This window comes from Methylonatrum kenyense, from assembly GCF_023195885.1.
In the GTDB taxonomy this organism is placed as follows: Bacteria; Pseudomonadota; Gammaproteobacteria; order Nitrococcales; family Aquisalimonadaceae; genus Methylonatrum; species Methylonatrum kenyense.
Map to the genome: position 1 here is coordinate 180055 of NZ_JALPKO010000002.1, position 14086 is coordinate 194140.

Here is a 14086-nt window from a genome sequence, read left to right on the forward strand (position 1 = left end):
CAATCGCCGAGTATAGGGAGTCAGGAAGCGGGAAGGCCAGCAACCATTCCATATTGTGGAACGCATTTCATCAACCAGATTCCACGCTATTCTCGAGGAAATGGATGACTTCTTCGCCGAAAGTCGTCGGGTCTTCCACGTGCAGCCAGTGCCCGCAGTTTTCCATGCAGCGCAGGCGGGCCCGGGGAAACAGTGTTTCTATTGCGGCCTGGTCTCCTGGACCCAGGTAATCCGAGCGTCCGCCGTGCAGGAACAGGGTCGGGCCATCGAAGGATTCCCCGGCCGTGGACCAGCCCACAATGGCGGCTAACTGGTCACGCAGGGTGGCCAGCGGCAAACGCCAGCACCAGTCCTTGTCGCGGCGTTGCAGATTGGTCAGCAGAAACTGTCGCACGGCCTGAACCGGGACCGCAGCGGCCAGCGCCTGGTCGGCGTCCCGGCGGGATTTCAGCGTGGTCAGGTCCAGTTGCCGCATCGCATCGATGATCGACTGGTGTTCGACGCCATCATAGGCACGTGGCGCCATGTCGGCGATAATCAGGCGCCGCAGCCGATGCTCGGCCTGCAGCGCGCAGTGCATCGCCACCTTGCCGCCCATGCTGTGGCCCAGGATATGGGCCCGCTCGATGTCCAGCAGGTCCAGCAGGGCCAGCACATCGGCGACCATCGCCGGATAGCTCATTTCCGCATGATGCGGACTGACGCCGTGGTTGCGCAGGTCGGGTACGATGACCCGAAAGCGCTCCGCCAGCGTTGGGGCGATCCGTGCCCAGTTGCTGCCCGAACCGTAGAGTCCGTGCAGCAGCATCAGGGGCTCGGAGTCGGGTTCACCATGCTGCTGGAACTGCAGCGCGACCGCTTCAGGCATCGACATGGGCCTGCGCCGTCCGATTGGCCAGGTCCTGCAGGTCCTGGACCGTCACGCTCAACATTGCGGCGGTCGGTGTTCCGGCCGCGCGCAGGTCCTGCAGCGTGTGTTGCAGGCGGAACAGTGCCCTGGCCTGTTCTGCCCGCCATGTCTCGAGCAGTGCCGCTCCGTTTTCGGCCCGATCCTGTTGCTGCAGCAGGGCTGTGGCGAGCTGGCGCCTTGCTTCCCCCAGGCCGTCCTGCAGTCCGCTACGGAAGCGTTCCTGCCACGGGTCGTCGCCGGGCAGTTGCTGGATGTTCGCCGCAAGCCAGCGTAATTCCAGTTCTGCTGCCAGCCGGAAATAAAGTTCCGCCGCCAGGGTCAGGGGAGCTGCCGTATCCTCGGCCATCAGGGTGATATCGAGTGCAGAAGACAACGGTTCAAGCTGTACGATCCGCTGCGCCAGGGCATCCGGAACCCCGGCATCGCGCCATTCCGTCGCGCACTCGCCGAGGTAGGCCTGATCGTCTGCCGGAAGCAACTCCGCCAACCTTGTCTCCAGTTCCGCCACCGGTCGCTGCAGGCGTGCCACGGCTTCGGCGATAGCCTGCTCGCCGTTGAAGTGGCGAACCAGCCACAGCACCACGGCCTCGACCACATCAAGCACCGCAAGCCGAAGCTCGGTCTGGGTCTGGCCGGAGACCTGATGATTGAGCTGATCGATCGCGGCCCACAGCGCATCGAGGCCGAATACCCGGCGGGCGATGAAATAGGCCCGGGCCGCCGCCTCGCCGGTGGCGCCAGCCTTCTCGTTGAGGCGCAGCAAGACACTGGCCCCAAGCCGGTTGAACAGTTCGTTGGCAATCTGGGTGGCGACGATTTCCCGGCGCAGGCGATGTGCCGGCAGGTATTCGCCATATTGCTCGCGCAGGGCGCTTGGGAAGTAGCTGTAGAGCGTGTCCTGCAGATCCGGGTCCTCAGGCAGATCGGTCTCGATCAGCGCCTCGTAGCCGGCCAGCTTGGCGTGGGCCAGCAACACCGCGGTTTCCGGCCGGGTCAGACCGTGGCCGACAGCCAGCCATTCCGCGATCTGCCGTTCACCCGGCAAGGCCTCCAGCTCCCGGTTGAGGCGCCCGGATGCCTCCATATCCCGGATCAGCCGGGAGTGTTCGGCCAGCAACTGCGGCGCCCTGGCCTGCATGATGCTCAGTGATTCGGTCTGCCGGTCGTTGTCCAGCAGCACCAGTTCAGCCACTTCGTCGCTCATCTCGGCCAGCAGTCGATTGCGCTGGGGTTCGGTCAATTCGCCATTTTCCACCAGGCCGTTGAGCAGAATCTTGATGTTGACCTCGTGGTCCGAGCAGTCCACGCCCCCAACGTTATCGATGGCGTCGGTATTGATCCGCCCACCGGCACGGGCAAATTCGATGCGTGCCCGCTGGGTCACGCCCAGATTACCGCCCTCGCCGATCACGCGGCACCGGAGCTCATCGGCATTGACCCGCACGGCGTCGTTGCTGCGGTCGCCGACATCCGGGTGCGTCTCGCTGCTGGCCTTCACATACGTGCCAATCCCGCCATTCCAGAACAGGTCCACCGGCGCGCGAAGAATGGCCTGTATCAACTCGGCGGGGGTTAGCGGTCCCGGGGCAATGCCAAGTGCCTTGCAGGCCCTGGCGGAGGGCTCCACTGATTTGGCGGTGCGCGGAAATACCCCGCCACCCTCGGATAGTTGTTCACGGTCATAGTCGTCCCAGGAGGACCGGGCCAGATCGAACAGCCGCTGTCGCTCGCGGAAGCTGCGTTCGGGGTCGGGATCCGGGTCCAGGAATATGTGCCGGTGATCGAAGGCGGCGACCAGGCGGATCTGACGTGACAGGAGCATGCCGTTGCCGAACACGTCGCCGGACATGTCGCCGACCCCGATGACGCTGAACGGCGTCGTCTGGATATCGTGGTCCATCTCGCGGAAGTGGCGCCGTACCGCCACCCAGGCGCCGCGTGCAGTGATGCCCATTTTCTTGTGGTCATAGCCGTTGCTGCCGCCGGAGGCGAAGGCGTCGCCAAGCCAGAAACCGTAGTCGGCGGCAATGGCGTTGGCGGTATCGGAGAATGTCGCCGTGCCCTTGTCCGCCGCCACCACCAGATAGGGGTCATCATCATCCTGGCGCACGACGCGCGGCGGTGGCGTGACCTTTCCGCCCGGGTAGTTGTCGGTGATGTTCAGCAGCGCACGAATGAACAGCCGGTAGCAGGTCCGTACTTCGTCGAGTTGGGCCTCGCGCTCCTCCGGAAGCTGGCGGGCGACGAACCCGCCCTTGGCGCCAAGCGGCACGATGACCGCGTTCTTCACCATCTGCGCCTTCATCAGGCCAAGCACCTCGGTGCGGAAATCCTCCTTCCTTTCCGACCAGCGCAGACCACCGCGGGCGACCTTGCCGCCACGAAGATGGACGCCCTCGACTCGCGGCGAATACACGTAGATCTCGAAAGCAGGGTGTGGCTCCGGCATATCCGGAATGGCCGCTGGCGTGAGTTTCAGACTGAGTGCCTCGTCGTCGCTGGCTTCCTGGTAGAAGCTGGTGCGCAGGGTGGCCTGTATGGCCGCCAGCAGGCGTCGCAGTATGCGGTCCTCATCCAGGCTTGGCACCTCGGCCAGGGCCAGCTCGACCTGTTCGGCGACCCGCGCGGCACGCTTGTCATCGAACCGATCCGGATCCAGCCGGTAGTGAAAAAGCCGCACCAGCAGCCGGGCAATCCGCGGGTTCCCGACCAGGGTGTCCTCGATGTAGGCCTGGCTGAACGTGGTACCGGCCTGCCGCAGGTAGCGGCCGTAGGCACGCAGAATCATGATTTCAGCCCAACCCAATCGAGCCGCTAGCAACAGGCGGTTGAACCCGTCGTTCTCGACCCGGCCATGCCAGATCGCATCGAATCCGCTTTCGAATAGTTCCCGGATCTGATCGAGGTCGGGTGCATTGGCGCCGGAGTCGAGCAGGCCGAAATCATGGATCCAGTGGGTCCGGGTGCGCAGATGAATGGTGTAGGGGCGTTCATCGACAACCCGCAGCCCCAAGTTTTCCAACAACGGCAGCACGTCGGACAGCGGAATGGCCTCGCCAAAACGGTACAGGCGCAGGCGGATCAGTTCTTCCGGTGCCTCCAGCGGCCGGTAGAGCATGATCTGCAGATCATGCTCCGGATCCAGCGATTCAAGCCGGGCCACGTCCTGGGCGCCGGTACGGGCACTGGTGTCCTCGCGGTAGGCGGCGCTGAAGGCCTGGCCGTACAGGTCGAACAAATGGTTGCCGTCGGCCTCGCCGTAGTAGTCCAGCAGCGCATCATGCAGTTCATCGCACCAGTCCCTGGCGGCATGTGCCAGGCGCTGTTCCAGTGCCTCCAGGTCGACCTCCGGAATCCGGTGGTCGGAGACATGCAGCAGGAAATGAATCCGGGCCAGCACCGCTTCTGACAGATTCACCGAGAACTCGCTGCGGGTGGAGGCGAACGCCTGTTCCAGCTCCTGCTGCATGCGGCGGCGGACGCTGCTGTCATAGCGGTCCCTGGGCGCATAGACGAGACAGGAAACGAAGCGGCGATAGGTGTCCTCGCGCACGAACAGCCGCACCCGTTGCCGTTCCTGCAGGTGCAGAATTCCCATGCTGATGCGGTAAAGGGTTTCGGTGTCGCTCTGGAACAGCTCATCCCGCGGATACGTCTCGAGCAGATTGTTCAATGCCTTGCCGGAGTGACTGTTGGCTGGCAGCCCCGCCATTCGCCGTACCGCGTCCAGTTTCCGCCGCAACAGCGGGATTTCGCGTGGATTTCTGCTGTAGGCCGATGAGGTGTAGAGGCCGAGAAAACGGTGCTCGCCGATGACCCGTCCCTTGTCGTCGAGCTCCTTGATGCCGACGTGGTCCATGTATCCCGGGCGGTGCACCGGCGAGCGATGTGCCGACTTGGTCAGCACCAGGCGATCGGGTTCCAGTGCCTTGGCACGAATGTCCTTCGGCAGCTTGCTGAGGCGCCTGGTGCCATCTTCGTCGCCACCGCGCAGCAGTCCCAGTGCCGACTCCGGATCACCGCTCAACCGGTACTCGCGGCCCTGCTTCTGCAGCCGGTAGTGGCGGTAGCCGAGGTAGGTGAAATGCTCGGCGATCAGCCACTGCAGGAAGGCGTGTATCTCCTCGCCTTCCCGGTCCCGGGGTTCGCCCAGGCCGTCGAGTACCGTCTGCATTCGCTGGCGCATGGGCAGCCAGTCATTGACCACCACACGGCACTGGTCGATGACGGCCTTTACGTCGTTCTGCAGCGCCCTGCGGCCCTCCTCGTCGGCGATCCGGTCCACTTCGAAATGCATCCAGGCTTCGGATTGGGCCTGGTCATTGCTGTCGTCGGCAAACAGTTCTTGAATCTCGTCGTCATCATCGCGCCGGACCCTGAGGATCGGGTGGATCGTGAGATGGATGGTCAGGCCCCGTCGATTCAGTGCCATGGCGATGGAATCGACCAGGAACGGCTGGTCATCCACCACGATCTGAAGGATGGTGTGACTGGACTCCCAGCCATGCCGGTCCGGGGTGGGGTTGATCACCTGGGTTCGCACCAGGCCGGGGCGGCGTTGCCGGCCCAGGGTCCAGTGGGCCGCAGTCATGCCGTACAGGTTCTCGGACTTGCGCTGGCGCAGGTCGTCCGCCGGCACACGCCGGAAATACTGGGCAACCAGGACTTCCAGCAGTGGTACCGTGTGATCCGGCCACTTCTGGCGGATCCGGTCGATGACCGCGGCCAGGCTGCGACGCTTGTACTCTTCGGCGCTGTGCTGCATGTTGCTCCCCCGCGTGCCGGCGCAGGTCCATCCAGGACCGGCCGATGATGCTTATCATTCTCGGGATTCACCGGCGGCGCGCCGCAGTGGCTGGTCTCGAGCCATCTGCGAGCGGACGGCACCTCCCTGCCCCGAGTTTGGCTGGCAGGCCGGTCGGTAGCAAACTGTCTGGACAGGGTAAAGCTGGGGACGTCATGGCCATCGTCGACAAGGCAACACGGGAACGGCTGACGGAGCGCTTCGCGCGCGGCAGCGTGCATCCCGATGATCAAACGCGGATCACGCTGTTCGTGCAATCGGTGAAGGCCATCAACAGCGCGGTGCTGGCCCACGCCGAGCTGCAGGGCACCGATGCACCGTCACATCAGGCACTGCACCAGCAGTATTTCAAGGAAGTCGAACTGGCAACGCTGCTGGGCAAGGCGACTGCGTGGTCGTCCAATCCGCTGCTTTACATGGAAGCCACGAATCTCAACCTGGAGTTGTGGAACCGGACAGGCGCAGCGCTGTACCTGCAGGGCTTGCTGGCGGACCAGGAACTGTTCTATCGGTACCTCGCGCTAAGCCATGCACTGCTGGATGTGGTCCGGTTTGCACCGTTCATACCCGAGGAGCAGCGCCCGGACACACCGTTTCTTCAGGCCTTGTTGCAGGTCGAAGCCGACAGCGCGCGAGAATGCGCGGTGCAGGCTGGGCTGCTTGAGACATTGTCCGAAAAGATCGGACAAGAGCAGGCCAAGGCCATCCGGCAGCGCGAGCGGACCCAGGTGGAGGCCTGTTTCAAGGCCCTGCTGGATCGCCTCGGCGCCTGAGTCGCCAATCCATCGCGGTGATCAGAGTCGCAGGGCCACGGCCGCCTGATTGAATCCCACGCCCGAGCCGATCATCACCACCAGGTCGCCGGCCCGCATGCGGCCGCTGTTCTGGCCTTCGGACAGGGCCATCGGAATGCAGGCCGAGCCGGTGTATCCGCAGCGGTCCATGATCAAGGGGGCCTTTTCCAGCGGCAGCCCGATGCGTTCCGCCACCAGCTCGATGGTGTTACGGCGGACCTGGGTGAAGATCAGGTGGTCGACATCGCCCACGCTGATGCCGGTATTGATACAGAGTTGCTCGAACAGCCTGGGCCAGCCGTCGTCATTGATCTCCGGCGGATAGCGTTCGATCAGCCGAACCTGCGTGCGGCCAGCGGCCAACGCCTCGGTGTTGACCGGCTCGGCAGTGCCGCCGGCATAGATCCCCCAGCTTCCCGAGTAGGCACCGTCGGCGCGGAACGCGGCACCGAGGTAGCCCGGCGCGTCATCCAGTTCCATGACCGCCGCACCGGCGCCGTCGCCATAAAAGAAGATCATCGGGTCATTCGGGTCGGCCAGCTTGCGCATCATGTAGGCGCCGACGACCAGGACGGTTCTGATACCTGTCCGCCCCTGCAGCAGACCCGCCGCGGTGGCGATACCGGTCGGAAACGAGGCACAGGCGCAGCCGACGTCGAATGTACCGGCGTTGACCGCGCCAAGCTTGTGCTGGAGGACGGTGGAGGTTGCCGGGGTAATGTAGTCGGGGGAGTCGGTGCCGACGATCAGCAGATCGACATCCTCGGCCTTCCGTCCGGCCCGTTGCAGTGCCTCGCGTGCCGCCGGCAGGGCAAGATCGGACGTCGCCCAGTCGTCGGGCGCGTACCAGCGCTGCAGGATTCCGCTGCTGGCTTCGAACTTGCCGATCACCTCGGGTTTGCCGAGCGCTGCGAACCGCGCATTCAGCTCGGCATTGCTGACCAGGCGCTCGGGCACATAGTGGGCGGCAGCGATGATTCGCGGATGCATTCAGCTCATCAAGGTCCGGCGTTCATGGTCATGCCAGAAAAGCATTCCAGGTGCCGCAAGCAACGCCACGGTTCTCCGGGATCCCGGTTGACGGGCGCGAACTGAATGTCCGTCAACGCTTTTTCGGCATGTACAGGTCGGTAATCGTACCCTCTGCGGCTTCCGCCGCCATCCCCACGGTTTCGATCAGGGTCGGGTGCGGATGGACCGTGAGCCCGATGTCGGCGGCCTCGGCCCCCATCTCGATGGCCAGGCAGATCTCGCCGATCACGTCGCCGGCATTGGGACCAAGCACCGCACCGCCGATAAGGCGTCCGGTGTCCTTGCTGAACAGCAGCTTGGTCAGGCCCTCGTCGCGGCCCATGGCAAGCGCCCGACCGCTGGCAGCCCAGGGGAAGACGCCCTTTTCCACCTCGACGCCCTGTTCCTTTGCCTGTTCCTCGGTCAGTCCGACCCAGGCGACTTCCGGATCGGTGTAGGCCACCGACGGGATGACCCGCGCATCGAAGGCGCTCTTCTCGCCGGCGATGACCTCGGCCGCCACCTTGCCTTCATGGGTGGCCTTGTGCGCCAGCATCGGCTGTCCGACGATGTCGCCGATGGCGAAGATGTGCGGCACCGCGCTGCGCATCTGCTCATCGACGCTGATGAAGCCGCCATCGTGCTGCAGGCCGGCGGCCTCGAGGTCCAGTTGATCGCCGTTTGGCCGGCGGCCGACCGAGACCAGCACCCGGTCGAAGGTGTCGGTGTCCGGCACGCCCTCGCCCTCGAAGGACACCTTGATACCCTTCTTCTGGGCCTCCATGCCAGTGACCTTGGCCTTGAGGAAGACGTTTTCGTAGCGGCCGCGGATGCGTTTCTCGTAGGGTCGGATCAGATCCTTGTCGGCGCCGACCATGATGCGGTCCAGCATCTCGACCACGGTGATCTTCGAGCCCAAGGCCTCGTAGACGGTGGCCATTTCCAGCCCGATGATGCCACCACCGATGACCAGCAACCGTTTCGGGATTTCCTCGAGTTTCAGGGCGCCGGTGGAATCCATGACCCGCGGATCGTCCAGGTCCATGCCCGGCGGCATCACCGGCCGCGAGCCGGCGGCGACGATCGCGTGCCTGAAGCGGATCGTGCGTTCGCCATCCTCGCCCTTCACGTTCAGGGCGTGGCTGCCAGTGAAGCGGGCGATCCCGGTGACGCTCTCCACCTTGCGCTTCTTGGCCATGCCGGCGAGGCCGCCGGTGAGCTTGCCGATCACCGAGTCCTTCCAGGAACGCAGCTTGTCCAGTTCGATCTTCGGCTTGTTGAAGACAATGCCGTGATCCTTGAACGCGGCTGCGGTGTCCATGATGTGTCCGACATGCAGCAGGGCCTTGGAGGGGATGCAGCCGACATTGAGGCAGACGCCGCCCAGGGTCGGGTAGCGCTCCACCAGGATCACCTTCAGGCCGAGATCGGCGGCGCGGAACGCGGCGGTGTAGCCACCCGGCCCGGCGCCGACCACGACCACATCACAATCCGCATCCGAGGGCGCTTCGCTCGTGGCCGCTGTCGGCGCGGGTTCGTCGGCGGGCTTTTCCGACTCTGCCGGCCTGGCCGCTGGTGCCGTTTCCTCAGCTGGTTCGGATGAGGCGGCCGCGTCGGATGCGGCGTCCAGCTCCAGAATCGGCGTGCCTTCGGCGACCTTGTCACCGACCTTGACCAGCAGTTTGCTGACCTTGCCGGCCCGGTCGGCGGGCACTTCCATCGTGGCCTTGTCGGATTCGAGGGTGATCAGCGACTGCTCCGCGGCTACCTCGTCGCCCTCGGCGACCAGCACTTCAATGACATCGACCGCATCGAAATCGCCGATGTCCGGCACCTTGATCGTTTCGTTCGCCATGTCCGATTCCTTAATCAGCCGGTTCTCCGTTTACGAACCAGCGCTTTTGGTGCGTTCTGTGTCTGCGGCTTCGATGTGGTGGTTCATCCAGCCAGGCGACTTCGGTAATGCCTGGTTCGAAGCCGTTCCGTCTGTTTCGCGGCAGCTTCCTCCGAAACGTTCAGCAGGTGGGGAGGAGGCTGCCGGCGCGGGCGTCGGCGGCAGGGAAGCCGCCGTCGAGCGTACAGGACGTATTCACAGCGTCCCGCGACGGTAGCCTCCTCCCTGCCTGCCCGGCACCCAACAACTACAGCACCAGCCGCCGCAGATCCCCCAGCAGGCCGCTCAGATGGCTCGTGAAGCGGGCGGCGGCGGCGCCGTCGATCACCCGGTGGTCGTAGGACAGCGACAGCGGCAGCATCAGCCGGGGCTCGAACTCCTTGCCGTTCCATTTCGGTTTCAGGTCCGAGCGCGAGACACCGAGGATTGCGACTTCTGGCGCGTTGACGATCGGCGTGAATGCCGTGCCGCCGATGCCGCCGAGACTCGAGATGCTGAAGGTGCCGCCCTGCATGTCGCCCGGGCCGAGCTTGCCGTCGCGGGCCTTGGCGCTGATCTCGCCGAGGTCGCGGGCGATGTCGAAGATGCCCTTCGTGTCGGCGTCCTTGATCACCGGCACCACCAGCCCGTTCGGCGTATCCACCGCGACGCCGATATTGACGTAGTGCTTGACGATCAGTGCCGTGCCGTCCGGCTTCAGGCTGCTGTTGAAGTCCGGGAAGGCGCGCAGCGCCGACGCCGAGGCCTTGACCAGGAAGGCCAGTGGCGTGAGCTTGACGCCGGCCTTCTCGGCGGCCGCCTTCTCCGCCTTGCGGAAGGCCTCCAGGTCGGTGATGTCCGCCTCGTCGAACTGCGTGACGTGGGGCACGTTCAGCCAGGACCGGTGCAGGTGCGGCCCGGATTTCTGCTTGATCCGGGACAGCGGCTGCTCCTCGACCTCGCCGAACTTGCTGAAATCCACCTCGGGGATCGGCGGGATGCCCATGCCGCCCGCCGCCGGCGCCGCCCCTGCGCCACTACCAGCCTGTTTCACTGCCTGCTTGACGAATTGCTGCACGTCCTCGCGAAGGATGCGGCCCTTGCGCCCGGTGCCTGACAGGCCGGACAGGTCCACGCCCAGTTCGCGGGCATAGCGCCGGACTGCCGGTGAAGCATGCGCCAGGCGGTGGCCATCGCTGTCGATGGTCTGGACCGGCACCGGCGCGGCGTCCGCCTCCAGCTGGTAGAGCTGGTGATCGGTGGGTTTCGCCGCTGTTGATTCGGAGGTCTTTCCGTTTGCCGCCGCCGGCTGCTCGGCCGGCTTGTCCGTGGCCGGCGCCGGCGAAGAAGCCGCCTTACCAGTATCACCGCCGCTCAATTCCAGGATCGGCGTGCCTTCGGCGACCTTGTCGCCGACCTTGATCAGCAACGCCTTGACCGTGCCGGCCGCCGGCGCGGGAACCTCCATGGTGGCCTTGTCGGACTCCAGCGTGATCAGGCTCTGTTCGGTCTCGACCTGGTCCCCCTCGGCCACAAGGACTTCGATCACGTCGACTTCGTCGAAGTCGCCGATGTCCGGTACGTTGACGGTCTGACTGCCGCCGTCGTCGCTGGTAGCGGACGCCGTTTCCTGTTTTCCCGCGTCCTCGGCTGCTGCCTCGGCCGGCGTCTCACCGCCCGACTGATCACCGTCGCCGGCCACCTCGACCTCGACAATGGCTGTTCCTTCGGAGACCTTGTCGCCGACCTTGACCAGCAGTTTCGCCACCTTGCCGCCCGCACTGGCCGGCACTTCCATCGTGGCCTTGTCGGATTCCAGTGTGATGAGGCTCTGTTCCGCCTCTACCGTGTCACCCTCGGCCACCAGGACTTCGATCACATCGACTTCGTCGAAATCACCGATGTCGGGCACCTTGATTGTTGTCGTCGCCATGACGCCTGTTCCTTGCAGTTGCGGCGGGGCGGCCTGGTGGCCGGCCCCGCGCGAAAACGGGAATCGCGCGCTTCAGACCGTGGTCGGCATCGGCTTTTCGGGATCGACGCCGTACTGCTTGATTGCGGCAGCCACGGTCTTGCCGTCGATCTGGCCCTCGTCGGCCAGGGCCTTGAGCGCGGCCACGGTGACGTAGTACCGGTCCACCTCGAAGAAGCGTCGCAACTGCTCGCGGGTGTCGGAGCGACCGAAGCCGTCGGTACCGAGTGTGACGAAGCGCCGTTCACCCAGATGCGGCCGGATCTGTTCCGGATAGGCCCGCATGTAGTCGGTCGCGGCAATCGCCGGCCCCTTGCGATCCTTGAGCTGGTCCTCGACCCAGCATGTCTTCGGCTTCTTGTCCGGGTGCAGCATGTTCCAGCGGTCCACGGACATGCCGTCCCGCCGCAGTTCGTTGAACGAGGGGCAGCCCCACAGGTCGGCGTCCACTTTCCAGTCCTTCTTCAGCAGCTCGGCGGCGGCGATCACCTCGCGGAAGATCGTCCCCGAGCCCATCAACTGCACCCGGGTCTTGCCGCGACCGCCGGCCTTGAACAGGTACATGCCGCGCCGGATGCCTTCCTCGGCGCCCTTGGGCATGGCCGGCTGGCCGTAGTTCTCGTTCATCATCGTGATGTAGTAGTAGACGTTCTCCTGCTCCTGGTACATGCGGCGCAGGCCGTCGTGGATCACCACGGCCATCTCGTAGGGGAAGGTCGGGTCATAGGCGATGCAGTTCGGAATCAGCGCCGCCTGCAGCAGGCTGTGGCCGTCCTGGTGCTGCAGACCCTCGCCGTTCAGCGTGGTGCGTCCGGCGGTGCCGCCCATCAGGAAGCCGCGGGCGCGCATGTCGCCGGCGGCCCAGGCCAGGTCGCCGACCCGCTGGAAGCCGAACATCGAATAAAAGGCGTAGAACGGGATCATGTTCACGCCGTGATTCGAGTAGGCGGTGCCGGCTGCCACCCAGGAGCTCATGGCGCCGGCCTCGTTGATGCCTTCCTGCAGGATCTGGCCGTCCTTGCTCTCCTTGTAGAGCATCAGCTGGTCGGCGTCTTCCGGGGTGTAGAGCTGACCCACCGAGGAGTAGATGCCGAGCTGGCGGAACAGGCCTTCCATGCCGAAGGTGCGGGCCTCGTCGGGCACGATGGGCACGATGTGCTTGGCCAGATTTTTGTCCCGCGCCAGGATCGACAGGATGCGCACATAGGCCATTGTGGTCGACATCTCGCGCTCGCCGGTGTCCTTCAGCAGCAGATCGAAGGCGGACAGTTCGGGCACCTTCAGCGGTTCGGCCTCGCGACGGCGCTGCGGCAGATAACCGCCCAGCGCTTCACGCCGTTCCCGCAGGTACTTCATTTCCGGACTGTCATCGGCCGGCTTGTAGAACGGTGTCTTCTCCAGGTCTTCGTCAGCCACCGGGATGTCGAAGCGGTCGCGGAATTCCTTCAGCGCCTCCAGCCCCATCTTCTTCTGCTGGTGGGTGATGTTCTGGCCTTCGCCGGAGGAGCCCATGCCGTAACCCTTGACCGTCTTCGCCAGGATCACGGTGGGCTGACCGGTATGGTTCATCGCAGCGTGGTAGGCGGCATAGACCTTGTGCGGGTCATGTCCGCCGCGGGACAAGCGGTAGATCTCGTCGTCCGACATGTTGGAGACCAGATCCTTCAGCTCCGGGTACTTGCCGAAGAAATGCTCGCGGGTGTAGGCCCCGCCCTTGGCCTTGAAGTTCTGGTACTCGCCGTCGACGCATTCCTCCATGCGCTTCTGCAGCAGGCCGGTCCGGTCCTTGGCCAGCAGGTTGTCCCAGCCGGAACCCCAGATGACCTTCAGCACGTTCCAGCCCGTGCCACGGAATTCGCCCTCCAGCTCCTGGATGATCTTGCTGTTGCCGCGCACGGGTCCGTCCAGACGCTGCAGGTTGCAGTTGACCACGAACACCAGGTTGTCCAGCCCTTCCCGCGCGGCCACATCGATGGCGCCCAGGGATTCCGGCTCGTCCATCTCGCCGTCACCCATGAAGGCCCAGACCTTGCGGCCCGAGGTGTCGACAATGCCCCTGTCATGCAGGTATTTCATGAACCGGGCCTGGTAGATGGCCATGATCGGGCCAAGGCCCATGGACACGGTGGGGAACTGCCAGTAATCCGGCATCAGCCAGGGATGCGGATAGGACGTGACGCCGGGACCACCGACGTCCTGGCGGAAGCCGTGAATATCCTCTTCGCTCAGGCGGCCTTCCAGGTAGGAGCGGGCGTAGACGCCGGGCGCCGAATGGCCCTGGATGAAGACCATGTCGCCACCGTGCTGCTCGCTCGGCGCATGCCAGAAATGGTTGAAACCGATGTCGTACAGGGTCGCACTGGATGCAAAACTGGCGATATGACCGCCGATGCCCTCGCGTTCCTTGTTTGCCTGCAGCACCATTGCCATCGCATTCCAGCGAATGAACGAGCGCAACCGCCATTCCAGGGCGTGGTCGCCCGGTGATCGCTGCTCCATGTGTGGCGGGATGGTGTTTAGATAGGCCGTGGTGGCCTTGAAGGGAATGTGGCCGCCACGACGGCGGGCCTTGTCGACGAGGGATTCCAGCAGGTAGTGGGCGCGTTCCGCCCCTTCGTTGGCGATGACGGCCTCAAGGGCCTCCAGCCATTCCTGCGTTTCCTGCGGATCAATATCCTCCGGTACTGCAGCCATCGCATCACCTCTTGGGTTGTCTGCGACA

General features: G+C 64.6%; 7 protein-coding genes. 1 reads left to right on the top strand and 6 read right to left on the bottom strand.

The features are described 5' to 3' along the window. Positions 1-70: 70 nt before the first annotated feature. Entirely contained in the window at positions 71-874 is an 804-nt protein-coding gene (locus M0534_RS02995) for an alpha/beta fold hydrolase (RefSeq protein WP_248566935.1), read from the bottom strand. After that, positions 861-5675: an NAD-glutamate dehydrogenase gene (locus tag M0534_RS03000; RefSeq protein WP_248566936.1), complete on the bottom strand. Its 4815-nt coding sequence runs from the start codon at positions 5673-5675 to the stop codon at positions 861-863. Before M0534_RS03000 ends, M0534_RS02995 begins: the two co-directional genes overlap by 14 nt. Before the next feature lie 194 nt (positions 5676-5869). On the opposite strand from M0534_RS03000, the gene M0534_RS03005 reads away from it, so the two are divergent. Continuing rightward, complete coding sequence (locus M0534_RS03005; protein ID WP_248566937.1) at positions 5870-6487, top strand: hypothetical protein; 618 nt, start codon at positions 5870-5872, stop codon at positions 6485-6487. A 21-nt stretch (positions 6488-6508) separates the two neighbouring features. Here M0534_RS03005 and M0534_RS03010 read toward each other — a convergent pair whose 3' ends face one another. The 4 genes from M0534_RS03010 to aceE all read right to left on the bottom strand — a co-directional run bounded on the left by M0534_RS03010 (position 6509) and on the right by aceE (position 14058). After that, positions 6509-7498 carry a 3-oxoacyl-ACP synthase III family protein gene (locus M0534_RS03010; RefSeq protein WP_248566938.1) on the bottom strand — a complete coding sequence of 330 codons (990 nt, stop codon included), beginning with the start codon at positions 7496-7498 and terminating at the stop codon, positions 6509-6511. A 112-nt stretch (positions 7499-7610) separates the two neighbouring features. After that, positions 7611-9374, bottom strand: coding sequence for a dihydrolipoyl dehydrogenase (gene lpdA / locus M0534_RS03015; protein WP_248566939.1), 1764 nt, complete (start codon positions 9372-9374; stop codon positions 7611-7613). A 286-nt stretch (positions 9375-9660) separates the two neighbouring features. Continuing rightward, positions 9661-11325, bottom strand: coding sequence for a dihydrolipoyllysine-residue acetyltransferase (gene aceF / locus M0534_RS03020; RefSeq protein ID WP_248566940.1), 1665 nt, complete (start codon positions 11323-11325; stop codon positions 9661-9663). Between the two features lie 72 nt (positions 11326-11397). Next, positions 11398-14058, bottom strand: coding sequence for a pyruvate dehydrogenase (acetyl-transferring), homodimeric type (aceE, locus tag M0534_RS03025; RefSeq protein WP_248566941.1), 2661 nt, complete (start codon positions 14056-14058; stop codon positions 11398-11400). Positions 14059-14086 lie beyond the last annotated feature (28 nt).